Here is a 26,019-nt window from a genome sequence, read left to right on the forward strand (position 1 = left end):
CCTCTCCCATCGGGAGAGGTCGGCGCGTAGCGCCGGGTGAGGGGTTAGGATCCCACGATAGAGCTGAGCCGCTCACCCGATTTGCTGGCGCAAATCGACCTCTCCCGATGGGAGAGGTGGTTCTTCGCTACTGAGATACTGGAGGCACAAAATGACCACCCACAAAGATATCGGCGTCGAGAAGATCGGACACGTCGGCACCATCGAGATCCGCAGGCCGCCGCTCAATTTCTTCGACATCTCGCTGATCAACCAGATCGCGGATGCGCTCGACGAGTTCGACCGCGACATAGAGATCCGCGCCTCGGTTCTGTCGGCGCAGGGCAAGGCATTTTGCGCTGGCGCCAATTTCCAGGATCCGGCGCGGCAGGCGCAGGAAGCGCGCGAGGCTGAGAAGACCGCCAAGGGCGATCCGGCCGACAGTCTCGGGCCGATCAACCATCTCTACATTCAGGCCGTGCGCATCTTCCGCGCCAAGAAGCCGATCGTCGCCGCCGTGCAGGGCGCCGCCATCGGCGGCGGCCTCGGTCTCGCGGTATCCGCGGACTTCCGCGTCACCTGCCCCGAAGCCCGCTTCTCCGCGAATTTCACCAAGCTCGGCTTCCATCCCGGCTTCGGCCTGACCGTGACGCTGCCGGAGCTGATCGGCAAGAACAACGCCGAGCTGATGTTCTACACCAGCCGCCGCGTCACCGGCGAAGAAGCGGTGAAGTGGGGCCTCGCCAACGAGCTGGTGCCGCAGGACCAGGTGAAATCAGCCGCGATGAAGCTCGCCGGCGAGATCGCCGAATGCTCCCCGCTCGGCCTGCTCTCTACCCGCGCCACGATGCGCGCAGGCCTCGCCGACCGCGTGATGGCCGCGACCAACCACGAGCTCGCCGAGCAGACCCGGCTGCGTGCGACGGAAGACTTCAAGGAGGGTGTGAAGGCGACGGAGGAGCGGCGCGTGGCGAATTTTAAGGGAAGGTGATTGCTGCCGCGCCGCGGCGCTGCCACACCCTTCGCTGTCGTCCTGGCGAAAGCCAGGACCCATTACCCCAGGGAGAAGTTGCGGCGCGAAGCTGTAACAACGAGTCTTCGCCAAACTACCCATGGGGTAATGGGTCCTGGATCAGCGCTCGCTTCGCTCGCTTGTCCAGGACGACAACAAGGTGTGTGGCCGCCTACTTCTTTCCCACCACGAGCGCGTCGACGATCGTCACACCCTGCCCGTCCGGGTGTACCAGCACCGGGTTGAGCTCGATCTCCGCGATCTCCTGCGCATGCCGTGCGGCGAGCACTGAGACATCCGCGATCAATCGCGCCAGCGCCGCGACATCCGCCTTTGCCGCTCCGCGAAAACCGTTCAGCAGCGGCGCCGCCTTCAATCCCGCCAGCATCGCGCCGGCCTCTTCCGCGCCGACAGGCGCCGGACGATAGACAACATCGCGGAACAGTTCTGTGGTGACGCCGCCGAGCCCGACCATCACCATCGGCCCAAATGTCTGGTCCGTCATCGTTCCCACGATGATCTCGACGCCCTTCTTCGCCATCGGACCGACCAGCACACCCTGGATCGCCGCGTCCGGCCGCTGCTCGCGCGCATTGTCCAGCAGCGCTTCGAACGCCAGAAAGACCTCGCCCTTGGTGGTGATGTTGACGCGCACGCCGCCGACTTCGCTCTTGTGCGCGATGTCGGGCGACTGGATCTTCATCACCAGCGGAAAACCCACGCGCGCGACCGCTTCATCCAGCCCGAACTTGTCCGTCACCAGCACTTCGTCCGGCAGCGCGATGCCGGCGGCGCGGAGCAATGACTTGCTGTCGGCCTCGGACAATGCTGGCGACTTCAAATGCGCAGAGAGATCGCGCACCGGCAACCGCGTCTGGTCCGCCGGTTTCGGCAGATTGAATTTCGCGTAGTCGACGAGCCGCCGCATCGCGACGCCGACATGAGTCAAACCCGAGAGGACCACGACAGCGGATTTCGCGAGCTCCCGCCGCGCGAAGTCAGAGGGGACCGTGTAGGAATAGAACACGACCGGCTTCTTCTGCGCCGCCAGCACCGGCGTCAGCTCGGCCTCGTCGAACGGCTTGCGCACCTCACTCGACAGTGACAGCACGATCAGCACCGCATCGACCTCGTCGGAGGCGGTGAGCAGGTCGACGCTCTTTTGCAATCCGCCGGAGGTCACGCCTTGCGCGGTGACGTCGATCGGGTTGCGCGCGGTGCCGTAGGACGGCATCAGCGTTCGGATCCCCGCCTGGATCGTTTCGGACAGCTCCGGCACCTGCAAGCCCTGCAGTGCCACGGCATCCGCGCCCCAGATGCCGGCGCCGCCGGAGACGGTGACGACGGCAACGCGATCGCCCTTCGGCAGCGGATTGCTGGCGAGCAGCGCCGCGATCGTCAGCGCCTCGTCGAGATCGTCGGAGACGATGAAACCGTATTTCCCGAACACCGCGTCATAGGCCGCCGACCAGCCGGCCATGCTCGCCGTGTGCGAGGCCGCCGCGCGCTGGCCGGCGCCGGAGCGGCCGACTTTTGTCACGACGACGGGCTTCCTCGCCTCGGCGGCGCGCCGCGCGGCGGCCAGAAACTTGTCGACGTCGCGGATGCCTTCGATGAATAGCAGGATCACGTCGGTCGAGGTGTCCTGCACCAGATAATCCAGGAACTCGCCGGCGCCGAGATCGGATTCGTTGCCGGCGCTGACGACGTAGCTCACGGCGATGCCGATCGCCCGCGCGCGATGGTAGTAGGCAAAGCCGATGCCGCCGCTCTGCGCGACGATGCCGATCCGCTTTTGCGTCGCGACCAGCGGCACCACACCCGGCTTGACGTCCACCGCGGGACTGAAGGTGGCCGCCACGCGCTGCACCTGGCTGAAAAATCCCTCGGCGTTGGGCCCGGAGATCCGCATGCCGGTGCGCCTTGCCAGCGCCGCGATCGCATCTTGCATCGCGGCGCTGTCGCCGCCCTCCTCCGCGAAGCCGGAGGAGATGATGACGGCGTTCTTGACGCCGGCGACGGCGCATTGCTCGAGCGCAGGCAGCACCGCGCGCGCCGGGATGACGATGACGGCGAGATCGATCGGCGCGCCGATCTCGGCAATCGATGTGTAACAGGCGAGCCCGTCGATGTCGGCATAGTTCGGGTTCACCGGATAGATCTTGCCGGGATAATCGTTCTTGCGCAGCATCGACAGCAGCCGCCCCGGAATCTTCTCGTGATCGCGCGAGGCCCCGATCAGTGCGATGCTGGCGGGCGCGAAGAAGCTGTCGAGCGGATGCGGCATGGCGTGATCCCCCTTCTTATTCTTGCCCCACCCTACCCGTCATCCTGAGGTGCGAGCCGCGCGGTGCGCAGCGCCGTGCGGGGAGTCTCGAAGGATGTGCGGCCCGCCAGTGGCCGTCGCCCTTCGACGCTCGCCGAAGAGGCGAGCACCTCAGGGTGACGGATCATTTGCAGATAATCAACTGACGCGGAACGTTACCCCACCTAACAAGAACTCGTTGCCGGCAACCGCATGCCCCTTCTCCCGCGCGGCATGCAGCACACGTGCTGCATCAGTCACCCGAAATTCCAGTGCACTCATGATTTCGCTGGTGCCCTTGACGAAGCGGAAGGTTGCGTTGGGCAGCTTCAGTTCGGCGTCGCGAGCTGCAACCCCGATGATCTTGCCCCAGTGCTCCGCCAGCCCTTGCGGGTCGGGGCTCTGCATCTCGACGGCCGTCAGCGCCTGCGTCACATCCTTGCGGATGAATTTTTGCCAATCGGGTCCCGCGGGTGGATAGGCGCCCAGAATGTCGTCGCTGCCTTCGGTGTGGTTGAACTCGATGAAGGCGGCACGACAGTCGCGGGGGTGGAGCTGCACGCCGTGATAGGGTGCATGGTCGATGACATTGGCCGTGCGCACGCCAAGCGCGTTGGCGTTGCGACCGCGCTCGTCCGGATCGTCGCAGCAGAAGATCGCCATGTAGCCGCCGCGGCCGCCGGTCTTCTCGATGAAGCGGCCGGCCGTGGTGCCGTCCTTGAAGGGCGCAACGACTTCCAGCAGGATCGTGTCGACCGGCAGCAGCGCGTTCTCCAGACCGTATTTCGCGACATTGCCGTCGCGATAGCACACGGTGAGACCCATGATCCTGGCCATATCCGTGATGACAGGCTCAAGCTGCGGCGCAACCAGGCAGATCTGACGCAGCCGGATATAGGGCGCCATCGTCATGCGCCCTTGAAGGTCGGCTTGCGCTTCTCGACGAAGGCCTTGGCGGCCTCCTTGTGGTCCTCGGTGTCGCCGCAGCGGGTGTGATGGATCGCCTCGCCATCGAAGCAATCCTCCAGTGCCAGATGCTCGGCATTGTTGATGTTGCGCTTGATGAAGCCGAGCGCGATCGATGGCCCCTGCGCCAGCGACAGCGCAAGCTCGTGCGCGGCGGCGTCGATCTCGGCGTCGGGCACGACCTTGGTCACCATGCCGATCGCATGCGCCTCCTTCGCGGTGAGGACCGGCGACATCAGATAGAGCTCGCGCGCCCGCGCGCTGCCGAGCAGCTGCGTCAGAAAATAGGTCCCGCCGTAGTCGCCGGAGAAGCCGACCTTGGCGAAGGCCGTGGTGATCTTGCAGGACTCGCTGGCGATGCGCAGGTCGCAGGACAACGCCATCGACAGGCCGGCGCCGGCCGCCGCGCCGTCGAGCTGCGCCACGACGGGCTTTGGCATCTGGTGCAGGATGCGCGAGACCTCCATGCCGCGGCGCAGGTTTGCGAGTTTCTGCTCGAACGGCAGCGGCGCCCGACCCTCCGCCATCGATTTGACGTCGCCGCCGACACAGAAGCTGCCGCCCGCGCCCTTGAACAGCACCGCGCGCACTTCCGCATCGTCGGCCGCGCGCCGCGCCGCCTCGACCAGCCCGCGCACCATGTCCGGGTTGAGCGCGTTCTTGCGCTCCGGCCGGTTCATGGTGATGGTGAGCAGCCCGCCTTCGAGCTTTTGCAGGACCATGTCGTTCATGGGACGCCTTCCTTGTTGTTGTCTAGCCGAGTTATCACCACACCGTCATTGCGAGCGAAGCGAAGCAATCCAGGAATGTTTCCGCGGAGACAGTCTGGATTGCTTCGTCGCAAGAGCTCCTCGCAATGACGTCGTGACTACGTCACGCCGTCACTTCTTCACCAGCGGGCAGCGCGACTGCTCCAGCGACTGGAACGCCTCATTGCCGGGCACGGTGGCGAGCAGCTTGTAGTCGTCCCAGCGGCCCTTGGACTCCGACGGCTTCTTCACCTCGAACAGGTACATGTCGTGAATCATGCGGCCGTCCTCGCGGATCTTGCCGTTATGAGCGAAGAAGTCGTTGATCGGCGTCTCCTTCATCACCTTCATCACCGCAGCAGCGTCGGTCGTGCCGGCCGCCTTCACCGCCTTCAGATAATGCGTCACGGAGGAATAGACGCCGGCCTGTGCCGAGGTCGGCGGCCGCTTCACGCGCTCCTGGAAGCGCTTCGAGAAGGCGCGCGTCTCGTCGTTCATGTCCCAGTAGAACGCTTCGGCCAGCAGCAGGCCCTGCGCGGTCTCCAACCCGATCGAGTCGATGTCGGTGACGAAGGCGAGCAGCGGCGACAGCTTCTGGCCGCCCTTCATGATGCCGAACTCCGCCGACTGCTTGATGGCGTTGACAGTGTCGCCGCCGGCATTGGCAAGACCAATCACCTTGGCCTTCGAGGCCTGCGCCTGGAGCAGGAACGACGAGAAATCCGAGGTGTTGAGCGGATGACGCACACTGCCGAGCACCTTGCCACCGGTTTTGGTGATGACGTTGCTGGTGTCCTTCTCGAGGTCCTGGCCAAAGGCGTAATCAGCGGTGAGGAAGAACCAGGTATCGAGGCCCGACTTCACGGCTGCAAGCCCGGTCACGTTGGCCTGGGCGAACGTGTCGAACACATAATGCACGGTATAGGGACCGCAGGCTTCGTTGCTGAGGCGGATCGAGCCGGGACCGTTGAAGACGATGATCTTGTTGCGCGCTTTCGCGATCTCGCCGGCGGCGAGCGCGGTCGCGGAAGCCGCGACGTCATAGATCATCTCGACGCCCTGATTGTCGAGCATGTCGCGGGCGATGTTGGCGGAGAGATCGGCCTTGTTGAGATGGTCGGCCGCCAGCACCTGGATCTTGCGGCCCAGCACCTCGCCGCCAAAGTCCTCGACAGCCATCTTGGCTGCGGTCTCGCTGCCGGGGCCGGTGATGTCGGCGTAGAGGCTCGACATATCGAGGATGCCGCCGATCTTGAGCGGTGGCTTGTCCTCCGCCTGCACGACGCTCGCACTCAGGGCAAACGCGGCAGCAAAAATGCTCGACAGAATATGCTTCATCGAAAAACACCTCCCTTATCGCGCCGTGCTCTGATGGCGGCTTGGTTATTGCTCTTGGCCATTGGTCTTGGCTATCGCTATTGGCGGCAATCATGCCGCATGCGCGAGAGGGCAGCAAGCGCGAGGTGCCGTTACAAGCGCATGATTGCCGCGCATGTTTTCCGCAAAGCGGAATGGTGGAGTGCGGCGAAATGTTTCCACGTCATTGCGAGCGCAGCGAAGCAATCCAGAATCTTTCAGCGGAGGGACTCTGGATTGCTCCGCTCCTCGCAATGACGGCGTGTGAGGCAATGGCGAAGCATCACATGATCTGCCGTAGGGTGGGCAAAGGCGCGCTCTTCGCTCCGTGCCCACCGCCCGCGCGGTTGGCCAAAGACGTGGGCACGCTTCGCTTTGCCCACCCTACGACAGCCCTTCGTCGTTCGCTACATTTGGGTTAGAACTGGAGCGTAACACAACCTCTCCGGGTCACGTGGCGCAACGGCTTCACCTCATCGTCGCATGTCTTCTCTTCGCGGGTCACGCCGCGTCCGCCTCGCCATGCCAATTCGAATCCCAAGGCGAGGGCCGTGTCGCCGCGATCGTCGATGCGCGCAGCATCCGCCTCGACGACGGCCGCGAGATCCGCCTCACCGGCATCGAGCCGACGGCGACGACGAAGCTGGCGCTGACCTCGCTGCTCGCCGGCCGCGACGTGACACTGCGGAGCTCTGACGACACGCCCGACCGCTACGGCCGCCAGAACGCGCTGGTCTTCGTCGGCGAAAGCGACGCCTCGGTGCAGGCGACGCTGCTCGCCCAGGGCGATGCCATCGTCTCCGCCGAGATCGCGGACAGGGACTGCGCGGCCGCCCTGATGGCGTCGGAGGCCGAGGCGCGGCGTCAAAAAAAGGGCAGCTGGGCTGACCCGTCGGCCATAAAAAACGCGGAAAGTCCGGACGATATTTTGGCGGGGATCGGGCGCTTTATGGTGGTCGAGGGCAAAGTCCTGTCGGTCCGGCAAGCTGGGGCAATGACCTACCTCAACTTCGGACGGAACTGGACACGCGGCTTTGCGGCGACTATCTCAAAGCGCACGTTACCGGCGTTCGAAAGCGCCGGAATTACCCTTAAGTCCCTGGAAAATAGACGTATTCGAGTTCGGGGCTGGGTCGAGGGAAACACGGGGCCGCGGATCGATATACGCCTCGTGGGACAGGTCGAGTTGCTAGGCGCAAACGAGCCGACAGGGGTAAGGCCCTAAATGGGCCGGGCACGGGTTAAGCGACGTGAATGGGGTGCTAGAACGGCACGAACGAGGTGATGGCCGCCGCCTGCGGGCTGCGCCGGCCGCGCTATGCCTTGTCCTGGGCACGGCGTTGGCGGGTTGCGGCGACATGGGCCGGTTCCAGACCGCCGCGGCGCCACCGGTTGTGGCGATGCCCAAGCCGAAGCCGGCGGTGGCGCAGACCCCCGCGACCGAGAAGGAGCATGAGCGCATCCTGGCGAGCTATGGCGGGACCTATGACGATCCCCGACTGGAATCGCTCGTCAGCAAGACCGTCGACCGCCTGGTCGCCGCCTCCGACCGTCCCGATCAGGGCTACAAGGTCACCATCCTCAATTCCGGCGCGGTGAATGCGTTCGCGCTGCCGAACGGTCAGCTCTACGTCACGCGCGGCCTGCTCGCGCTCGCCAGCGACACTTCGGAATTGTCGTCCGTGCTTAGCCACGAGATGGCGCATGTGCTGTCCAAGCACGCCGCGATGCGCGAGGATCAGGCGCGCCAGGCCGCGATCGTCACCCGCGTCGTCACCGACATGAGCAACGATCCCGATCTCACCGCGCTCGCGCTCGCCAAGACCAAGCTCACCATGGCGAGCTTCTCGCGCAAGCAGGAGATCGAGGCCGACGGCATCGGCGTCGGCATTTCCGCCCGCGCGCATTTCGACCCCTACGGTGCAGCGCGCTTCCTCTCGGCAATGGAGCGCAATGCCGAGCTGAAGGCCGGCAAGAGCTCGCTCGATCCACGCGCGCAGGATTTCACCTCGTCGCATCCGGCAACCCCGGAGCGCGTGCAGAACGCGCAGACCATCGCGCGGCAATATGCTGCGCCCGAGGGCGCCGAACGCGACCGCGAAACCTATCTCGCCGCGATCGACAACCTCGTCTATGGCGAAGACCCCAGCGAAGGCTTTGTCCGCGGCCGCAGGTTCCTGCATCCGAAGCTCGGCTTCACCTTCCAGGCGCCGGACAATTTCACGCTCGACAACACCGCGCAGGCCGTGATCGGCGTGCGCGACGGCGGCTCGCAGGCGATGCGCTTCGACGTGGTGCGGGTGCCGGCCGAGCAGTCGCTCGGCGATTACCTGAACTCCGGCTGGATGGAAGGCGTTGAGAAGGCCTCGACCGAGGACCTCACCATCAACGGTTTTCCGGCGGCGTCCGCCACCGCCAAGGGCGATCAGTGGCAGTTCAAGGTCTATGCACTGCGCTTCGGCAGCGACGTCTACCGCTTCATCTTCGCGACACGGCAGAAGTCGACCGAGAGCGACCGCAACGCGCGCGAGACCGTCAACTCATTCCGCCGCCTGACGCTCGACGAGATCCAGGCCGCGCGCCCGCTACGGATCAAGGTCATCACCGTGCAGCCCGGCGACACCGTGGAATCGCTGTCCCACCGCATGGCCGGCGTCGATCACCCCGCGGAACGTTTCCGCGTACTGAACGGACTCGATCGCAACGCGCAGGTGAAGGTGCGGGATCGCGTGAAGATCGTCGCGGATTGACACACGCCGAGCTACCGTAGGGTGGGCAAAGCAGAGCGTGCCCACCATTCCCGGTCGCAATCGTTGAGAGATGGTGGGCACGGCGCTTACGCGCCTTTGCCCACCCTACGAAACCTGTGATGTGGGGACGGCGCGAGCCCTACCGCCCCGCATCCATATCGCCCGCCTCGCGCTGGCCGCTGAGCCAGAGCGCGAGCAGGGTCCAGAACGCGCCCGACAGCAGGTACGCACCCGAGGCAATGACGCCGAGATTGGTCGCGAGCAGAAGCGCCACCAGCGGAGCGAAGCCGGCGCCGAACAGCCAGGCCATATCCGAAGTCAGCGCCGAAGCCGTGTAACGGTACGTCTGCTTGAAGTTCGAGGCGATCGCGCCCGAGGACTGGCCGAAGGACAGGCCGAGCAGGATGAAGCCGATCACCATGTAGATGGTCTCGCCGAACGCGCCGGCGTCGAGCAGCTGCGGGGCAAAGCCGCTATAGATCGCGATCGCAATCGCCGATCCCATCAGCAGCGATTTGCGGCCGACACGGTCGGCGATGATGCCGGAGAGCACGATCGCGACGACCCCGAACACGGCGGCGACGATCTCGATGATCAGGAAGCGCACTGGGCTTTCGCGGGTGAACAGGAATACCCAGGACAGCGGAAACACCGTGACCATGTGAAACAGCGCGAAGCTCGCCAGCGGCGCGAAGGCGCCGAGCATGATGTTCTGGCCTTCGCGCGCGACGGTGTCGGAGATGCGCGCCGGCTGCAATTCGCGGGTCTCGAACAGCGAGGAATATTCTTCCGTCGTCACCATGCGCAGGCGGGCGAACAGCGCCACGACGTTGATGGCGAAGGCGACGAAGAACGGATAGCGCCAGCCCCAATCGAAGAAATCATCGGCCGAGAGGTTGCCGGCGAAATAGGCGAACAGCGCGCTCGCCACGATCAGCCCGAGAGGGGCCCCGAGCTGCGGCACCATCGCGTACCAGCCGCGCTTCGAAGGCGGTGCATTCAGCGCCAACAGCGAAGCGAGACCGTCCCAGGCACCGCCCCAGGCCAGACCCTGGGCGAGACGCGCCAGCGCCAGCAGCCAGATCGCCGCGCCCCCGATCTCGTGATAGCCGGGCAGGAACGCGAGAGCGACGGTGGCGGTGCCGAGCAGGAACAGCGCCGAGATCAGCTTGGCGGTCTTGCCGTAGGCGCGGTCGACCGTCATGAAAATGACGGTGCCGATCGGCCGGGCCATGAAGGCCAGCGCGAAGATCATGAAAGAATAGAGGGTGCCGGTCAGCTCGCTCGCGAACGGGAACACCAGGCGCGGGAACACGATCACCGAGGCGATCGCGAAGACGAAGAAGTCGAAGAATTCCGAGGTGCGGCCGATGATGACGCCGATGGCGATCTCGCCGGGACTGGCCTGGTCGTGGCCGTGCTCGCCCGAGTGGAGGTCTGCCATTGCGGGGGTCTGTGCCGTCGCCATTCGTGCGCCCTTAACGTCCTGAAAACCAAAGCCGACCGCCCGGCGGGACGCCAGGCAATCTGGTCCTCTCTGGCCTAACATTCCGCACTGCAACATTGGACAAATTGTCCAATGTCCGGATTGTTGCGCCGCAGCTACCCCTTGGCCCCGCAAAGGAAACTCATTCTCATAAGGCTCGGCCCCGTGTCCCGTCTCAAGATTCTGGCGCTGCTACCCCTGGCGGTTGCGCTCAGCGGCTGCAACTACATCGTGCTGGCGCCCGCCGGCGATATCGCTGCCCAGCAGCGCGACCTCGTCATCATCTCCACCGTCCTGATGCTCCTGATCGTCGTCCCCGTGATGGCGCTGACGGTGCTGTTTGCCTGGCGTTACCGGCAGTCCAACAGCTCGGCCCGCTACGAGCCGGAATGGGACCACTCGACCAAGCTCGAGCTGGTGATCTGGTCGGCGCCGCTCTTGATCATCGTCTGCCTGGGCGCGCTGACCTGGATGGGCACGCATCTGCTCGACCCCTATCGCACGCTCGGCCGCATCCATGCGGAGCGCGCCGTGGACCAGTCCAAGGCTCCGCTCGAGGTCGACGTCGTCGCGCTCGACTGGAAGTGGCTCTTCATCTATCCGGACTACGGCATCGCCACCGTCAACGAGCTGGCAGCTCCGGTCGATCGTCCGATCACCTTCCGCATCACCGCGTCCTCGGTGATGAACTCGTTCTACATCCCAGCGCTCGCCGGCCAGATCTACGCGATGCCCGGCATGGAGACCAAGCTCCACGCCGTCGTCAACCACACCGGCATCTACAAGGGTTTTTCGGCGAACTATAGCGGCGCCGGCTTCTCCGGCATGCACTTCAACTTCCAGGGCCTCGACGACAAGGGCTTCGACGCCTGGATCGCCAGCGCCAAGTCGGCCGGCGGCTCGCTCGGCCGCGCCGAATATCTGCAGCTCGAAAAGCCCAGCCAGAACGAACCGGTCCGCCGCTATGGCACCGTCGATGCCGATCTCTACCGCCTGATCCTCAACATGTGCGTCGAGACCGGCAAGATGTGCCAGAGCGAGATGATGGCGATCGACGCCAAGGGCGGCAACGGCCATGAGGGCCTGAACAACACCCTGCCGCTCACTTACGACAAATACGCCCGCCGCGGCACGGTGCTTGGGCCAGAGCCGAGCTTCGTCGCCGGCACCTGCACGCCGGATGCGCCGCAAGGCGCCACGACCACCGCGTCGATCAAGGCTCCCACCGACACCGCGCCGCTCATCGGCGCCGGCCTGAAGCGGCCGTCGTTCACGCCGCTGAAGTCCTCTTCCTTCTTCCTCGGACAGCGTCCGAAGTCAGACTCCTAAAGAGATCCCGCATGTCTCCTGATCTTCTCAAGCTCATCTTCGGCCGGCTCGGCTTCGAATCGCTGCCGCTGCACGAGCCGATCGTCGTCGGCACCTTCGCGGTGGTCGCGCTCGGCGGCGCTGCACTGCTCGGCGGCCTCACCTATTTCCGCCTCTGGGGCTATCTGTGGCGCGAGTGGTTCACCACGGTGGACCACAAGCGCATCGGCATCATGTACATGATCCTCGGCATCGTGATGCTGCTGCGGGGCTTTGCCGACGCGCTGATGATGCGCGGCCAGCAGATGCTCGCCTTTGGCGGCTCCGAAGGCTATCTCAACGCCCATCACTACGATCAGGTCTTCACCGCCCACGGCGTGATCATGATCTTCTTCGTGGCGATGCCGCTGGTCACGGGCCTGATGAACTACGTCGTGCCGCTCCAGATCGGCGCGCGCGACGTGTCGTTTCCCTTCCTGAACAATTTCAGCTTCTGGATGACGGTCGGCGGCGCGGTGCTGGTGATGGCCTCGCTGTTCATCGGTGAATTCGCCCGCACCGGCTGGCTGGCTTATCCGCCGCTGTCGAACATCGGCTACAGTCCCGACGTCGGCGTCGACTATTACATCTGGGCGCTGCAGGTCGCCGGCGTCGGCACGACGTTATCCGGCATCAACCTGATCTGCACCATCGTCAAGCTGCGCTGCCCCGGCATGACCATGATGAAGATGCCGGTGTTCACCTGGACCTCGCTCTGCACCAACGTCCTGATCGTCGCCTCCTTCCCGGTCCTGACCGTCGTGCTCGCGCTGCTCTCGCTCGACCGCTACGTCGGCACCAACTTCTTCACGAACGATTTCGGCGGCAGCCCGATGATGTACGTGAACCTGATCTGGATCTGGGGCCATCCCGAGGTCTACATCCTGGTTCTCCCGGCGTTCGGCATCTTCTCTGAGGTCACCTCGACCTTCTCCGGCAAGCGGCTGTTCGGCTACACCTCGATGGTCTACGCCACGGTCGTCATCACCATCCTGTCATACCTCGTCTGGCTGCACCACTTCTTCACGATGGGCTCGGGCGCCAGCGTCAACTCGTTCTTCGGCATCACCACGATGATCATCTCGATCCCGACGGGCGCGAAGATGTTCAACTGGCTGTTCACGATGTATCGCGGTCGCATCCGCTACGAGTTGCCGATGATGTGGACCATCGCCTTCATGCTGACCTTCGTGATCGGCGGCATGACCGGCGTGCTGCTGGCGGTGCCGCCGGCCGACTTCGTCCTGCACAACAGCCTGTTCCTGATCGCGCACTTCCACAACGTGATCATCGGCGGCGTGGTGTTCGGCGCGTTCGCCGGCATCAACTACTGGTTCCCGAAGGCGTTCGGCTTCAAGCTCGATCCGTTCTGGGGCAAGATGTCGTTCTGGTTCTGGGTCACCGGCTTCTACCTCGCCTTCATGCCGCTCTACGTGCTCGGCCTGATGGGCGTGACCCGCCGCCTGCGGGTGTTCGATGATCCGTCCTTGCAGATCTGGTTCATCATCGCAGCGATCGGTGCCGTCTTCGTCTTCATCGGTATCCTCTCGATGCTGATGCAGTTTGCGGTCAGCCTCCTCAAGCGCGAGCAGCTCAAGGACGTCACCGGCGATCCCTGGGATGCGCGCACGCTGGAATGGGCGACCTCCTCGCCCCCGCCGGACTACAACTTCGCCTTCACGCCCGTCGTGCACGACAACGACGCGTGGTGGGACATGAAGAAGCGCGGCTACCAGCGTCCGCTCACCGGCTTCAGGCCGATCCACATGCCGAGCAGCACCGGCACCGGCATCATCATCGCCGGCTTCGCCACGGCGATGGGTTTCGGCCTGATCTGGTACATCTGGTGGCTGGCCGCGGTGAGCTTCATCGCGATGCTCGCCGTCGGTATCGGTCACACCTTCAACTATCACCGCGACTTCGACATTCCGGCTGAAGACGTCATCCGGACCGAGGACGCGCGCACCAAACTGCTCGCCGGAGCCAAGTAAATGACTGTCGCGATCAATCCCTCGCAGACCGGCGAGCCGGTCTTCTATCTCGCCGACGAGCATCCGCATCCGGAAGGCTGGAGCACCTCGCTCGGCTTCTGGATCTATCTGATGAGCGACTGCCTCATCTTCGCGATCCTGTTCGCCACCTTCGGCGTGCTCGGCGGCAACTATGCCGCCGGTCCCGCGCCAAAGGACCTGTTCGACCTGGATCTGGTCGCGGTGAACACGTCGATGCTGCTGCTGTCGTCGATCACCTACGGTTTTGCCATGCTGACGATGCAGCAGAACAAGATCGCCCAGACTCAGCTGTGGCTGGCGATCACCGGCCTGTTCGGCCTCGCCTTCATCGGCATCGAGCTCACCGAGTTCGCCCACATGATCCATGAAGGCGCAACGCCGCAGCGCAGCGCCTTCCTGTCCGCCTTCTTCACTTTGGTCGGCACCCACGGCCTGCACGTCTCTTGCGGCCTGATCTGGCTGGTGACGCTGATGGTGCAGGTCCAAAAGTTCGGCCTGATCGAGGCCAACCGCCGCCGTCTGATGTGCCTGTCGATGTTTTGGCACTTCCTCGACGTGGTCTGGATCGGCGTCTTCACCTTCGTCTATCTCCTGGGAGTTCTGCGATGAGCACCGATACCCACGCCGTCCACGCCGACGACCACCACCACGGCGACAGCCACGCCCACGGCACGTTCTCGACTTACATGCTCGGCTTCGTGCTCTCGGTCGTGCTCACCGCGATCCCGTTCTGGCTGGTGATGAGCGGCGCGTTGCCGAGCAAGCAGATCACCGCGCTGGTCATCATGGCTTTCGCGGTCGTGCAGATCGTCGTGCATATGATCTACTTCCTGCACATGAACACGACGTCCGAGAACGGCTGGAGCATGATGGCGCTGATCTTCACCATCGTCATGGTGGTGATCGCGCTGTCCGGTTCGCTGTGGGTGATGAACCACCTCAACAGCAACATGATGCCGATCCACCAGATGACGGGAATGAAGTGAGCGAACACCGGACCGTGACGGGCAAGGCAGGGGGGACGCGCGGCAAGGCTGCGCGATCCCCGTCCCTGTGGCTCACGGTCCTCTCGCTGACGGCGATTGCCCTTCTGATCGCACTTGGCGTCTGGCAGATCGAGCGCCGCGCCTGGAAATTAGCGCTGATCGACCGCGTTGAGCAGCGCGTTCATGCCCAGGCGGTGCCGATCCCCTCGGCCGCTTCATGGCCCACGATCACCGCCGCGAACGACGAATACAGGCATGTCAGCGTCACCGGCCGCTTCCTGCATGACCGCGAGACGCTGGTTCAAGCCGTCACCGAGGAAGGCCCCGGTTATTGGGTGCTGACGCCGCTTCTGCGCAGCGACGGCACGCAGGTCCTGATCAACCGCGGCTTCGTGCCGTCCGAGCGGCGCGACGCATCGACACGCCGGGACGGCAATCCCGACGGCCAGGTCGAGATCACCGGCCTGTTGCGCATGACGGAGCCGAAAGGCGGATTTCTGCGGAACAACGTGCCCCAGCACAACCGCTGGTATTCGCGGGATGTCGCCGCGATCGCAGCGGCACGCGGCCTCCACGAGGTCGCGCCCTTTTTCGTGGATGCCGACGCCGGATCACAAATTGCCGGCGGTCCGATCGGCGGATTGACCGTGATCCGCTTTCCCAATAACCACCTGATCTACGCGCTGACGTGGTTTGCCCTGGCTTTCATGCTGGTCGGCAGGCTTTTCGTCACATTCGGCGGCGGGCTGTTCCGCCGCAAACGCTTCGTCCACGAACCGGCCGGCGGCTCCGATGCCGCTGCCCGCAGGACGGGATCAGATGCTGGAACGATCGTCGAGCCGACCTGACGACGCAAAGTCGAATCCCCGGACGCTTGCCCATGGCGGCGAGCTGGCCGTGACGCTGCAGTCGCAGGCCGACGCGCGTGGCGAGTTGATCGGCACTGCTCCCACCGACGACGAGACCAACCGCAAGAACATGGCGCTGCTGATCCAGCTGCGCTGGACCGCGGTGGTCGGCCAGATCGTGACCATCGGCGTCGTGCATTTTGGCCTGGGTATTGCCTTGCCGTTGGAACGGATGGGCGCGGTGATCGGCGCGCTGGTGCTGCTCAACGTCTCCAGCCTGGTCTGGGTGCGCCATCGCGCGGCGATCACCAACAATGAGCTCTTGGTCGCGCTGATGCTCGACGTCGCAGCGCTGACCGCGCAGCTCTACCTCTCCGGCGGCGCCACCAACCCGTTCACCTCGCTGTTCCTGCTCCAGGTGACGCTGGGCGCGGTGCTGCTCGACGCCCGCTCGACCTGGTCGCTGGTGGCACTGACCTGCGCGAGTTTTGTGTGGCTGACGCTCGCTTACCGGCCGCTCGACCTGCCGCCAAATCCGATCAGCGAGACCTACAGCCTCACCGTAACCGGCATGCTGCTGGGCTTCGTTCTCAACGCCGTGCTGCTGGTGGTGTTCGTCACCCGCATCAACAGGAATTTGCGCGAGCGCGACGCGCATCTGGCGGCGCTGCGCCAGCACGCGGCCGAGCAGGATCACATCGTGCGCATGGGCCTGCTCGCCTCCGGCGCGGCCCATGAGCTCGGCACCCCGCTGGCCTCGCTCTCGGTGATCCTCAGCGACTGGCGCCGCATGCCCGATCTCGCCGCCGATCAGGAACTCGCCGAAGATCTCGCGGAGATGGAAACCTCGCTGCAACGCTGCAAATCGATCGTCACGGGCATCCTGGTGTCGGCGGGCGAAGCGCGCGGCGAAGGCTCCTCGCCGACGACGGTGACGGCCTTCGTCACTGCGCTGGTGGAGGAATGGCGCGACGCGCGCTCGGCGCGCACGCTCTACTTCGTCAACACCTTCGGCGAGGATGTCGCGATCGTCTCCGACGTCGCGCTGAAGCAGGTGATCTTCAACGTGCTCGACAATGCCTACGAGGTCTCGCGGGAATGGGTCGAGCTCGTCGCCGAGCGCGAGGGCGACAATCTCGTGCTGGCGATCAGCGATCGCGGCCCGGGCTTCGCGCCGGAGATGCTGGCGCAGCTCGGAAAGCCCTATCAGTCGAGCAAGGGTCGTGCCGGCGGCGGGCTCGGCCTGTTCCTGGTGGTGAACGTGGTGCGCAAGTTGGGGGGCAGCGTGACCGCCGAGAACCACAGGAAGCGCGGCGCCACCGTGCGCCTCACGCTGCCGCTCGCAACGCTCGCGATCGGAGGGAATTTTGACGCCTGACCGCTCGCTCATCGTCGTCGAGGACGATGCCGGCTTCGCCCGCACGCTGAAACGCTCGTTCGAGCGCCGCGGCTACGAGGTCGTGCTGGCCGCCTCGATCGAGGAGGTGCGCCAAGTGCTGGAGGAGCGATCCTTCGGCCATGCCGTGGTCGACCTCAAGCTCGGCGGCGCCTCCGGACTTGCCTGCGTCGAGCTCTTGCACACGCATGATCCCGACATGCTGATCGTGGTGCTGACCGGCTTTGCCAGCATCTCCACCGCCGTCGAGGCCATCAAGCTGGGGGCCTGCCACTATCTGGCGAAGCCGTCCAACACCGACGACATCGAGGCCGCCTTCAACAAGGCCGAGGGCAACGCCGAGGTCGCGCTCGACACCCGGCCGACATCGATCAAGACGCTGGAATGGGAGCGCATCCACCAGACCCTGATCGAGACGGATTTCAACATCTCGGAGGCGGCACGGCGATTGGGGATGCATCGGCGGACGCTGGCAAGGAAGCTCGAGAAGCGGCCGGTGAAGTAGGAGGAAGGGATCGAGATCCCTCCTCCCTTCCCTCGTAGCGTCTATTTGCCGAACCGCGCAATGATATCGGCTAGCGCGCAATGGCCTGCGCAGAAACCTGCTCCCGGATCGGAGACTCCGTCCTCCAAGGCGGTGCCGTAGACGACGGCAGGATCAGCTTCGAGGCGTTCTCGCAGCGCCGCCAGCTTTGGCCAGCGGCTCCGCTCCGCGACGGCGTGGAAGTCGAGCCAGCGCGCCACGCCTGTCAGCAACGCGTCGGCCAGCGTCGGCCTGTCGCCGAGCAAGAAGCGCGTCCCTTCGATCAATTCTTCGAACTTGTCGTGGCGCTCGATCACCTTCCTTCTGCCAAAATCCCGCAGGGCCGACTTCATTGCGGGCTCCATGGCTTCACCTTCCATTGCGGCCCAGAGCGGCGCGAAGGCCGCGGTAAAGCCCGTATTCACGAACGCCATGAGCTGATGCATTCGGTCGGCTTGCCGCGACAGCGGATCGAAGCTGATGCGCCGTTCGACGTCCCTGGCTTCGAGCCAGGCCGCGATCGCCATTGTTTCGGTCAGCACCGCGCCTTCGTCCGTGATGAACGCGGGCGTCTCATGTCGCGGATTGATTCGGGCGTATGATGGGCTTCGCATCTCGCCCAGCATATCGACGCGACACAGCCGATATGGCTTGCCCAGCCATTCGAGCGCCGCAACGAGTCCCATGGAGCTTCCCATCGGGAAGCCGTAGATTAGAATTGGGTCCATGATCCATTCTCCGTGATTTCTGATGATCACGCTGCGCAGCGGTGCCGGACCCTAGCCACTCGCTGCGCCAAGTAAATTACGAACTTTTTTGTAACCTGGAGTCGACCGATGAAAGATCTCGTTTCGAGATGCCCCATCGAGGAAGTGATGCAGATTCTGAGCGGTCGCTGGCCTACGCTTCTGATCTACTATTTGAAGCAGGGCACCAAGCGCTTCAGCGACTTGCGCCGGGACAATCCGACCATCTCGCACAGAATGCTGGCCCTCGAGCTTCGCAAGCTGGAGGACGCCGGTATCGTCACCCGCACCGAATTCGACGGTTATCCGCTGCGGGTCGAGTATGACCTGACATCCGCCGGTCACACGCTCGTGCCGTTGATCGATGCCTTGGGTGGCTGGTGGTCGACGGTTGCGCCGGTGGCCGGCGAAGAAGGCCGCGAGACCGGGATCGGCTCGTCACGAAACGCGCCGCGGATTTGATCCTGGTCGGGATCGAGCGGTCCCAATCGATCACCTGCCCGATTTGACACGTCGCCGAACGAGGACAGCCTCCGCCCCAAACGAAAAGCCCGGCCGAATGGCCGGGCTTTCGATCTGTTGCGATCCGTGCAACGAGGCGCTTACGCGGCCTCGTCGGCGACGGTGGTATCGTCGCCATCGGTGTCGTCGGTATCGCCCTCGGCATCCGAATCGGCTTCGCCGTCGGCGGCTTCCGCCTTGGCGTTGGCGCGGCGCGGGCTCTTGGCGAGCTGGGCCTCGATCTCCTTGACCGCTTCGGTCTCGGTCGAGTGCTGCACCACCGCGATCTCCCGGGAGAGACGATCGAGCGCCGCTTCATAGAGCTGGCGTTCGCTGTAGGACTGCTCCGGCTGCGACTCCGAGCGGTAGAGGTCGCGCACGACTTCCGCGATCGCGACGATGTCGCCCGAATTGATCTTTGCTTCGTATTCCTGGGCGCGGCGCGACCACATGGTGCGCTTGACGCGGGCGCGGCCCTTGAGCGTCTCCAGCGCCTTCTTGACCAGCGCCGGATCGGACAGCTTGCGCATGCCGACATTGGCGACCTTGGCGGTCGGAACGCGCAGCGTCATCTTGTCCTTGATGAAATTGATGACGAACAGTTCGAGCTTGGCACCGGCGATCTCCTGCTCCTCGATGGCCAGGATCTGGCCGACGCCGTGAGCGGGATAAACGACGAATTCGTTGGCCTTGAAGCCCTGACGCTGGGTCACGACCTTCTTTTCCTCGACCTTCGGCGCAGCAGCGGGCTTGGCGGCCGGCTTGGCAGCGGCAGGAGCCTTGGCATGAGCAGCAGCAACGGGAGCCTTCGGCGCGGCGGGCTTGGCAGCGTGAGCCTTCGCAGGATGAGCCTTGGCAGCAGCAGGCTTGGCAACGGTCGCTTTCGCGGCCGGTTTGGCAGTCTTGTTAGGCATTGCGCTTCTTTTGTTCTTCGAGGACTTTGCAGCCGGCGCCTTCGTCGCGGTCCGACCCTTGGATGCGCTACGGCTGGCCGCGGCGACTTTTTTGGCCTCCTTATGGGAAGCCCTCGCTGAAGTACTCTTTTTACGCGTTTTCTGTGACACAGCCTGCGCGCGGAAAACTGCCACGCCCCTGTTCGACATTTGGTTTCACGGGAACCCAGAGGGGCCAACGGGGCTGACGGGGTTCGGCTTAATGTGCTCAATATAGCACATTTCCCGCAAAAATCAATGATTTAGGGGTCTTGAGGGCTGGTTTTCGGCGCCGGCGCCGCTATTAGGGTTAAGTTTGGGCCCTAATTAGTCTCCCGAGCCCGGGTTCGGAGAAAAATATTTCTCGAACTTTCCTTCCATGCCGTCGAATTCCTTGGCATCGGCGGGTGATTCTTTCTTCTGGGTGATGTTCGGCCAGCTCTTGGCATAGTCGGCGTTGACCTGGAGCCACTTTTCCAGACCCGGTTCCGTGTCCGGCTTGATGGCGTCGGCGGGGCATTCCGGCTCGCACACGCCGCAGTCGATGCACTCGTCGGGATGGATGACGAGCATGTTGTCACCCTCGTAGAAGCAGTCGACCGGGCAGACCTCGACGCAGTCGGTGTACTTGCACTTGATGCAGTTTTCAGTGACGACGTAAGTCATCCAACGCTCCGAAAAGCTCTTTTAAAAGTCGCGGCTTGCGTAGCGCGGATGGCCCGGCGCTGCAAGGTCGGCAACAGCCGATCATGACACTTGTGTGCGTCTGATCGGCCAAGAAATGAATGCGAAGCGCAATTAATTGCGCTCGACTAGCTCTTCATAGAGCACGCGGGCCGAGGCGGCATCGCCACGGCGTTCGTTGAAGGCGGTGACCTTCAAGACGCGCACGGTGCGATCGAGCGCGATGGTGAGGACATCGCCGATCTTGATCGCATGCCCCGGCGACGTCTCGCGTGCGCCATTGACGCGAACATGGCCGGTGACGACCAGCTCAGCGGCGGAGGTGCGCGCCTTCACCACCCGGGCGTGCCACAGCCATTTGTCGATGCGCTGCCGCTCGGTCGCCGTGGGATCACTCCTTCCGGCCCGACAGCTGCTCTTTCAGCGCGGCGAGCTTGGCGAAGGGCGAGTTCGGATCGACCGGACGATCGCGCTCGCGCGGATTCGCGCTGGAGGCATAGGGACGCAGCGACGGACCCGACTCACGGTCGCGGCGGTCGCGGCCCTTGTCACGGTCGCGGCCACGATGCTCGCGACCCTTGTCGCGATCGCCGCCGAACTTGCCCTTGTTGTCGCGATCCTTGCCCTGGAAGCTGCGATTCCTATCCTCGCGGCGATCACCGCCCTCGCCACCTTCACGCGGCTTGCGAAAATCCTTAGCCCCATCGCGGCGATGACCACCATGACGATGGCGCTCGCCGCGTTTCTCGCCGTCGGCTGACTGCGCTGCTTCGCCCGGCGCGGCCGCGGCGCCTTCTGCACCCGCCTGCGGGCGATGATGATGACGCTGATGGCGATGGCGCTCGTGGCGCGGCTTGCGGTCCTCGTGACGGCCGCCGGGACGCCAGACCTCGACGAGCTCGGGCTCTGCCGCAGCCTCAGGCGCGGCAGCGTCGGGCGACACGGCAGCTTCCGTTGCCGCGGTCTCGGCGGCAGCGGCTTCGAGGCCGGCAGCCTCCGCCGGCGCAGCGGTCTCTTCCGCCGGCGGCGCGATGCCGGGGGCATCTTCGGGCGTGACGGGAGCCTCGGGCGATGCTTCCAGCGCCGACTCCGCGGGCGCTGCCTCGTCCTGCGGTTCCACGCCGGGCGCGTCTTCGACGGTGACCGGTTCAGCGGCGGCATCCGTGGATGCCTCCGCGGGCAGACCCGCAACGGCCTCGGCCGCGGTCTCGGTCGAGGTCTCCGCGCTGCCCTCGACGGGCGGCGTCTCTGCCGCGACGGTCTCGGTCATCACAGGTTTTTGCGGCAGCGGCGGACGCTTCTCCATGCGATAGCCGAGCGCGCGCAGCACGGACGCAAAATCCTCGCCGGCCGATCCCGTGAGCGAGGTCATCGCCTGCGTCACCACGAAGCTGCGGCCGTCGAATGCGCCGGCGGGCTTTTCGCCGGGCGAATTCTCGCGCCAGGCCAGCGCCGGGCGGATCAGATCGGCAAGCCGCTCCAAAATGTCGACGCGCACGGCGCGCTCGCCGGCCTGCTTGTAGCCGAGCACACGATAGGCATCGCGCGGCAGCTGCTTGTCGACCGGGAACGAGGTGCGGCCCGACGATGCCAGATGCTGCGCGCCCGAGAGCGCGGAGAGATCGACATTGTCCTGCTTCAGCGCCCAGAGCAGCGCGGCGAGCGCGCGCGCGGCGGGCTTGAGCAGGCCGGGGAAATAGATGTGATAGGCGCCGAAGCGGACGCCATATTTGCGCAAGACCGCGCGCGAGGGCTGATCGAGATCCTTCAGCTCGTTCGCGATTCGGGGACGCTCGAGCACGCCGAGCGCCTCGACCAGCTGATAGGCGATGCCGCGGGCGATGCCGGTGACATCCTCGGCCTTCGACAGCTCGAACATCGGCCCGAGCAGCTTTTCGATATGCGTCTTGAGCCAGAGCTCGAGCCGCGCCTGCACTTTTTCACGGGGGCCGCCGGTCAGGCGCTCGTCGGAGATGATGCGAATGCGCGGATGCAGCACGTCGTCGGCGGCAGACAGCCGCGCCACGGCATCGCCGGTCCAGCGGATCATGCCTTCCGAGGTCAGCACGAACTGCTCGTCCGGCGCGTTGCCCAGCTTCTCGGCGCGCGTGTTGATCTCGCCGGCGAGCACCGCTTGCGCTGCAGCCTGCAAGGCTTTCGCATCGGAGCCGGCTTCCGCCACGTCCGGTGCAAAGGTGAAGCCGTCGAGGCGGCCGATGACATGGCCTTCGACGATGACTTCGCCGGTCTTGCCGATTTCAGTATTCAAGCTCGTGTTCTCCCGCAGGCGGCGCATCAATACACTGGTCCGGCGATCAACGAAACGCTCAGTCAAGCGTTCATGGAGCGCATCCGATAATTTATTTTCGACCTCCCGCGCGATCCCCTGCCAGCGTTCGGGGTCTTTCAGCCAGTCCGGGCGGTTGGCGACGAAGGTCCAGGTGCGAATCTGCGCGATCCGGGCCGACAGCGTGTCGATGTCGCCGTCGATGCGGTCGGCCTGGTCGACCTGGGCGGCGAACCAGGCATCGGGGACGCATCCCTTCTGCATCAGGAAGCCGTACAGCGTCGTCACCAGCTCGGCATGGGCGGCCGGCGACAGCTTTCGGTAATCGGGGACCTGGCAGGCCTCCCAGAGGCGTTCCACGGCTTCCTTGCCATGCGCGATATCGCGCACCTCGCCGTCGCGGGCGGCGTGGTCGAGCACGCGCATGTCCTCGGCAACAGGCGCGCGCGTCAGCGCCTCGTGCCCCGGAGGTAAGTTCAACGACACCTGGAGCGCGCCGAGCGAGGAGAAATCCAGCTTCGAGTTGCGCCATTGCAGCATCTTCACGGCATCGAAGGTGTGGTTCTGCAGCGCGTTGACGAGCTCTGGCTCGAACGGCGCGCAGCGGCCCGTGGTGCCGAAGGTGCCGTTGCGCGTGGCGCGGCCGGCGCGGCCGGCGACCTGCGCGAACTCGGCCGGCGTCAGCCTGCGGAACTGGTAGCCGTCGAACTTGCGGTCGGAAGCGAAGGCGACGTGGTCGACGTCGAGATTGAGGCCCATGCCAACGGCGTCGGTGGCGACGAGATAGTCGACATCGCCGTTCTGGAACATCGCCACTTGCGCGTTGCGCGTGCGCGGCGACAGCGAGCCCAGCACCACGGCGGCGCCGCCATGCTGGCGGCGGATCAGCTCGGCGATGGCGTAGACCTCGTCGGCCGAGAACGCGACGATGGCGGTGCGGCGCGGCTGGCGCGTGATCTTGCGGTCGCCGGCGAATTCGAGGCTCGACAGGCGCGGCCGCGTGATCATGGACACGCCCGGCAACAGCCGCTCGATGATCGGGCGCATCGTGGCAGCGCCGAGCAGCAGCGTCTCGTCGCGGCCGCGGCGGTTGAGGATGCGGTCGGTGAAGACGTGGCCGCGTTCGAGGTCCGAGGCGATCTGGACCTCGTCGATGGCGAGGAACGAGACATCGAGGTCGCGCGGCATCGCCTCGACGGTCGAGACCCAATAGCGCGGCTTCTTCGGCTTGATCTTCTCCTCGCCGGTGACGAGCGCGACGCTCTCTGGCCCCGCGCGATCGGCGATCTTGTTGTAGACCTCGCGCGCAAGCAGGCGCAGCGGCAGCCCGATCATGCCGGAGGGATGCGCCAGCATCCGCTCGATGGCGAGATGGGTCTTGCCGGTGTTGGTCGGCCCGAGCACTGCAGTGACGCCGGCGCCGGGCGCGCGCTCGGAAGCGAAGGGGGAGGGAGAGAAAGCCATATCCAGGGATTAGGTAGTGGCGATTTGGGCGAATGTCAGTGCCGTTTTGGGGCGGGAGCGCGAAGCGCTTGAAAGTCGCCTCGCCCCGCTTGCGGGGAGAGGCCGGCGCGAAGCAACGAGTGAGGGGGCTGTCCGCGAGTCGAACTGTCACCGTTTTCGCGGATGCAGCCCCTCACCCCAACCCTCTCCCCGTAAGGACGGGGAGAGGGAGAAGAGAGAGCTCCCCAAACCTCGCGCAACTGTCTCACTTTGCGACGCTTTTCCCGTTGGCCTTAAGCTTCGGAACGACTCTAGAACGAATCGCGGCCGAATCGCTGACTCCCCTCGAGTCCCGTTCCGTTCACGCAACATGTCGCGGGACTCGTATTGATTGCGCACTAGATGGAGTTTTGCCCTCCTGCACAAGCGAGGTTTCGGTGGCGGGTTTCTTAAAATTGGGGATGGCGCGGAGTCGAATCAGAATCGGGCGGGAGTCAAATGGATTCCCGTCTCGCCGGCCTGCCACAACAAAAAGTGCGAAAACAACCCCATGCACAGTAGCATGTCATTGAATTCACACACTTTCTTACCCTCCCCTGGAGGGGGAGGGTCGGCGCACATGGAGCGCAGCGAAATGCGCGACGGGGTGCGGTGATCTCTCCCCACGGGTACTGTTCGTGCGGAGAGATCACCCCACCCCGCTCGCGCTACGCGCGATCGACCCTCCCCCTCCAGGGGAGGGTGAAGGCGCTACTGCGTCTTCGCCACGCGCGGCGGCTGGGGGGAGGTGATGAAGCTGGTGGCTTCCAGCATGGCCGGTCCCAGCGGCGTCGGCACTTTCAGCCAGAACGGGACCAGGATGCGCGTGCCCGCCACCGGCGCGAACGCGATCTCGATGTTGCGCTGGGCGGCGAGGTATTTGATCACGGGGCGGTCGGGGATGTAGCCCGCCACAGGCACGAAATAGAGCGCGCAGACCACGACCGGGCCACGATAGCCCTTCTCGGCCTTGACGCTCTCCATGCGCTTGAAATCGAGTTTTAAGTCGTAGCGCATGCGGCCGTCGAACACGGGCGCTGCGTTGTGGCAGGCCTCCGGCGAGACCGGATCGCCAGTGCCGGGCACGCGCAGCAGCGAGGCCGTCATCGGGTCCCAGACGCCGCGGCGATGCGCCTCGGTGACGACGATGCGGTCCGGATCGACCGGCGGCTCCGGCAGGATCGCGAACTCCTTCACATTGCCCTTGTCGAGCGTGATGCGGATCTCTTCGGTCTTCTTCGAGGTGGTGGTGGAGGCTTGGTAGCCGGTCGCAACCAGCGCGCCGTTGACGACGCGGCCCTGCGAGGCGCCGGTGCCGGACCCGCCCGTGAACGATTTCAAAATCCCCGTGGTGCCGCCGGAGGCCGCGGCCGCGAACACGTCGTCCTGGATGTCGATGTTCCAGGCGCCCCTGCCGACGGGAATGCCCGCCAGCGTCGCCTCATATTGCGCCTCGAGCTTGCCCTGCGCCGCCACGGGCTCGGCCGCCCACGCCACGGCGAGGCCGCACAGGGCCGCCAGGGCGAGCTGGCCGGCAGAGCGCCGCCGGGGCGAAACGGGGGACGAGGTGGGCACGAAGCTTTCCAATCGGGGCGCCAATCGATGCGTTACTTAAGCCGAAATCGGCGGCAGGCAATGCGTCCGGGCGCGCAGACGCGGAACTCCACCGGAT

22 protein-coding genes are annotated in these 26,019 nt (G+C 64.9%); 11 read left to right on the forward strand and 11 right to left on the reverse strand.

Going from position 1 to position 26,019, the window contains the following annotated elements; all coding sequences use genetic code 11:
- Positions 1-151 precede the first annotated feature (151 nt).
- Entirely contained in the window at positions 152-970 is an 819-nt protein-coding gene (locus ACNJX8_RS40135) for an enoyl-CoA hydratase/isomerase family protein (RefSeq protein ID WP_439359066.1), read from the forward strand.
- 193 nt (positions 971-1,163) lie between these two features.
- On the opposite strand, the gene ACNJX8_RS40140 is transcribed toward ACNJX8_RS40135, so the two are convergent.
- The 4 genes from ACNJX8_RS40140 to ACNJX8_RS40155 form a co-directional block, all read right to left on the reverse strand.
- On the reverse strand, positions 1,164-3,278 hold the full coding sequence (locus tag ACNJX8_RS40140) for an acetate--CoA ligase family protein (protein ID WP_439359067.1): 2,115 nt from the start codon (positions 3,276-3,278) through the stop codon (positions 1,164-1,166).
- Positions 3,279-3,455: 177 nt separating this feature from the next.
- Positions 3,456-4,202 carry a hypothetical protein gene (locus tag ACNJX8_RS40145; RefSeq protein WP_439359068.1) on the reverse strand — a complete coding sequence of 249 codons (747 nt, stop codon included), beginning with the start codon at positions 4,200-4,202 and terminating at the stop codon, positions 3,456-3,458.
- 2 nt (positions 4,203-4,204) lie between these two features.
- The gene (locus ACNJX8_RS40150; RefSeq protein ID WP_128940316.1) at positions 4,205-4,993 is read right to left on the reverse strand and encodes an enoyl-CoA hydratase; all 789 of its coding nucleotides are present in this window, start codon (positions 4,991-4,993) and stop codon (positions 4,205-4,207) included.
- Between the two features lie 150 nt (positions 4,994-5,143).
- Positions 5,144-6,349 carry an ABC transporter substrate-binding protein gene (locus ACNJX8_RS40155; protein WP_439359069.1) on the reverse strand — a complete coding sequence of 402 codons (1,206 nt, stop codon included), beginning with the start codon at positions 6,347-6,349 and terminating at the stop codon, positions 5,144-5,146.
- 472 nt (positions 6,350-6,821) lie between these two features.
- Here ACNJX8_RS40155 and ACNJX8_RS40160 point away from each other — a divergent pair, with 472 nt between their 5' ends.
- Complete coding sequence (locus tag ACNJX8_RS40160; protein WP_439359070.1) at positions 6,822-7,592, forward strand: thermonuclease family protein; 771 nt, start codon at positions 6,822-6,824, stop codon at positions 7,590-7,592.
- Positions 7,593-7,725: 133 nt separating this feature from the next.
- Positions 7,726-9,117: a M48 family metalloprotease gene (locus ACNJX8_RS40165; RefSeq protein WP_439362038.1), complete on the forward strand. Its 1,392-nt coding sequence runs from the start codon at positions 7,726-7,728 to the stop codon at positions 9,115-9,117.
- A 139-nt stretch (positions 9,118-9,256) separates the two neighbouring features.
- On the opposite strand, the gene ACNJX8_RS40170 is transcribed toward ACNJX8_RS40165, so the two are convergent.
- On the reverse strand, positions 9,257-10,585 hold the full coding sequence (locus ACNJX8_RS40170; protein WP_439359071.1) for an MFS transporter: 1,329 nt from the start codon (positions 10,583-10,585) through the stop codon (positions 9,257-9,259).
- A 183-nt stretch (positions 10,586-10,768) separates the two neighbouring features.
- Here ACNJX8_RS40170 and cyoA point away from each other — a divergent pair, with 183 nt between their 5' ends.
- The 7 genes from cyoA to ACNJX8_RS40205 are packed head-to-tail and all read left to right on the forward strand — an operon-like array spanning position 10,769 to position 17,697.
- Entirely contained in the window at positions 10,769-11,932 is a 1,164-nt protein-coding gene (gene cyoA, locus ACNJX8_RS40175) for a ubiquinol oxidase subunit II (protein WP_128947630.1), read from the forward strand.
- A gap of 11 nt (positions 11,933-11,943) precedes the next feature.
- Positions 11,944-13,941 carry a cytochrome o ubiquinol oxidase subunit I gene (cyoB, locus tag ACNJX8_RS40180; RefSeq protein ID WP_439359072.1) on the forward strand — a complete coding sequence of 666 codons (1,998 nt, stop codon included), beginning with the start codon at positions 11,944-11,946 and terminating at the stop codon, positions 13,939-13,941.
- Positions 13,942-14,571 (forward strand): cytochrome o ubiquinol oxidase subunit III, encoded by a 630-nt coding sequence (gene cyoC / locus ACNJX8_RS40185; RefSeq protein WP_128940319.1) that lies wholly within the window; start codon positions 13,942-13,944, stop codon positions 14,569-14,571. It begins immediately after the preceding gene.
- Positions 14,568-14,948: a cytochrome o ubiquinol oxidase subunit IV gene (gene cyoD, locus ACNJX8_RS40190; protein ID WP_128937029.1), complete on the forward strand. Its 381-nt coding sequence runs from the start codon at positions 14,568-14,570 to the stop codon at positions 14,946-14,948. Before cyoC ends, cyoD begins: the two co-directional genes overlap by 4 nt.
- The gene (locus ACNJX8_RS40195) at positions 14,945-15,796 is read left to right on the forward strand and encodes an SURF1 family protein (RefSeq protein WP_439359073.1); all 852 of its coding nucleotides are present in this window, start codon (positions 14,945-14,947) and stop codon (positions 15,794-15,796) included. The genes cyoD and ACNJX8_RS40195 overlap by 4 nt, the downstream gene beginning before the upstream one ends.
- Entirely contained in the window at positions 15,768-17,174 is a 1,407-nt protein-coding gene (locus ACNJX8_RS40200; RefSeq protein WP_164934767.1) for an ATP-binding protein, read from the forward strand. The genes ACNJX8_RS40195 and ACNJX8_RS40200 overlap by 29 nt, the downstream gene beginning before the upstream one ends.
- Positions 17,164-17,697, forward strand: coding sequence for a response regulator transcription factor (locus tag ACNJX8_RS40205; RefSeq protein ID WP_091893483.1), 534 nt, complete (start codon positions 17,164-17,166; stop codon positions 17,695-17,697). Before ACNJX8_RS40200 ends, ACNJX8_RS40205 begins: the two co-directional genes overlap by 11 nt.
- Before the next feature lie 41 nt (positions 17,698-17,738).
- Here ACNJX8_RS40205 and ACNJX8_RS40210 read toward each other — a convergent pair whose 3' ends face one another.
- A complete protein-coding gene (locus tag ACNJX8_RS40210) occupies positions 17,739-18,443 on the reverse strand; it encodes a glutathione S-transferase family protein (protein WP_439359074.1) in 705 nt (234 codons plus the stop codon).
- A 108-nt stretch (positions 18,444-18,551) separates the two neighbouring features.
- On the opposite strand from ACNJX8_RS40210, the gene ACNJX8_RS40215 reads away from it, so the two are divergent.
- A complete protein-coding gene (locus tag ACNJX8_RS40215) occupies positions 18,552-18,923 on the forward strand; it encodes a winged helix-turn-helix transcriptional regulator (protein ID WP_439359076.1) in 372 nt (123 codons plus the stop codon).
- A gap of 140 nt (positions 18,924-19,063) precedes the next feature.
- Here ACNJX8_RS40215 and ACNJX8_RS40220 read toward each other — a convergent pair whose 3' ends face one another.
- From ACNJX8_RS40220 to ACNJX8_RS40240, 5 genes are all read right to left on the reverse strand, one after another.
- A complete protein-coding gene (locus ACNJX8_RS40220) occupies positions 19,064-19,876 on the reverse strand; it encodes a CarD family transcriptional regulator (RefSeq protein ID WP_091893477.1) in 813 nt (270 codons plus the stop codon).
- A 345-nt stretch (positions 19,877-20,221) separates the two neighbouring features.
- On the reverse strand, positions 20,222-20,560 hold the full coding sequence (gene fdxA / locus ACNJX8_RS40225; RefSeq protein ID WP_018643465.1) for a ferredoxin FdxA: 339 nt from the start codon (positions 20,558-20,560) through the stop codon (positions 20,222-20,224).
- Positions 20,561-20,692: 132 nt separating this feature from the next.
- The gene (locus ACNJX8_RS40230; RefSeq protein WP_128946629.1) at positions 20,693-20,944 is read right to left on the reverse strand and encodes an RNA-binding S4 domain-containing protein; all 252 of its coding nucleotides are present in this window, start codon (positions 20,942-20,944) and stop codon (positions 20,693-20,695) included.
- A 25-nt stretch (positions 20,945-20,969) separates the two neighbouring features.
- Complete coding sequence (locus ACNJX8_RS40235) at positions 20,970-24,329, reverse strand: helicase-related protein (RefSeq protein ID WP_439359077.1); 3,360 nt, start codon at positions 24,327-24,329, stop codon at positions 20,970-20,972.
- 729 nt (positions 24,330-25,058) lie between these two features.
- The gene (locus tag ACNJX8_RS40240) at positions 25,059-25,868 is read right to left on the reverse strand and encodes a DUF3108 domain-containing protein (protein ID WP_164939671.1); all 810 of its coding nucleotides are present in this window, start codon (positions 25,866-25,868) and stop codon (positions 25,059-25,061) included.
- Positions 25,869-26,019 lie beyond the last annotated feature (151 nt).

The organism is Bradyrhizobium sp. SPXBL-04, from assembly GCF_051853035.1.
In the GTDB taxonomy this organism is placed as follows: Bacteria; Pseudomonadota; Alphaproteobacteria; order Rhizobiales; family Xanthobacteraceae; genus Bradyrhizobium; species Bradyrhizobium zhanjiangense.

Excerpts from the sequence above, each read along its gene's own strand:
- ACNJX8_RS40210 (WP_439359074.1), bottom strand. The coding sequence starts at position 18,443 with ATGGACCCAATTCTAATCTACGGCTTCCCGATGGGAAGCTCCATGGGA.
- cyoB (WP_439359072.1), top strand. The coding sequence starts at position 11,944 with ATGTCTCCTGATCTTCTCAAGCTCATCTTCGGCCGGCTCGGCTTCGAA.
- ACNJX8_RS40220 (WP_091893477.1), bottom strand. The coding sequence starts at position 19,876 with ATGCCTAACAAGACTGCCAAACCGGCCGCGAAAGCGACCGTTGCCAAG.
- ACNJX8_RS40215 (WP_439359076.1), top strand. The coding sequence starts at position 18,552 with ATGAAAGATCTCGTTTCGAGATGCCCCATCGAGGAAGTGATGCAGATT.
- ACNJX8_RS40145 (WP_439359068.1), bottom strand. The coding sequence starts at position 4,202 with ATGGCGCCCTATATCCGGCTGCGTCAGATCTGCCTGGTTGCGCCGCAG.
- ACNJX8_RS40155 (WP_439359069.1), bottom strand. The coding sequence starts at position 6,349 with ATGAAGCATATTCTGTCGAGCATTTTTGCTGCCGCGTTTGCCCTGAGT.
- ACNJX8_RS40165 (WP_439362038.1), top strand. The coding sequence starts at position 7,726 with ATGGGCCGGTTCCAGACCGCCGCGGCGCCACCGGTTGTGGCGATGCCC.
- ACNJX8_RS40170 (WP_439359071.1), bottom strand. The coding sequence starts at position 10,585 with ATGGCGACGGCACAGACCCCCGCAATGGCAGACCTCCACTCGGGCGAG.
- fdxA (WP_018643465.1), bottom strand. The coding sequence starts at position 20,560 with ATGACTTACGTCGTCACTGAAAACTGCATCAAGTGCAAGTACACCGAC.
- cyoC (WP_128940319.1), top strand. The coding sequence starts at position 13,942 with ATGACTGTCGCGATCAATCCCTCGCAGACCGGCGAGCCGGTCTTCTAT.
- ACNJX8_RS40235 (WP_439359077.1), bottom strand. The coding sequence starts at position 24,329 with ATGGCTTTCTCTCCCTCCCCCTTCGCTTCCGAGCGCGCGCCCGGCGCC.
- ACNJX8_RS40140 (WP_439359067.1), bottom strand. The coding sequence starts at position 3,278 with ATGCCGCATCCGCTCGACAGCTTCTTCGCGCCCGCCAGCATCGCACTG.
- cyoD (WP_128937029.1), top strand. The coding sequence starts at position 14,568 with ATGAGCACCGATACCCACGCCGTCCACGCCGACGACCACCACCACGGC.
- ACNJX8_RS40135 (WP_439359066.1), top strand. The coding sequence starts at position 152 with ATGACCACCCACAAAGATATCGGCGTCGAGAAGATCGGACACGTCGGC.
- ACNJX8_RS40150 (WP_128940316.1), bottom strand. The coding sequence starts at position 4,993 with ATGAACGACATGGTCCTGCAAAAGCTCGAAGGCGGGCTGCTCACCATC.
- ACNJX8_RS40200 (WP_164934767.1), top strand. The coding sequence starts at position 15,768 with ATGCTGGAACGATCGTCGAGCCGACCTGACGACGCAAAGTCGAATCCC.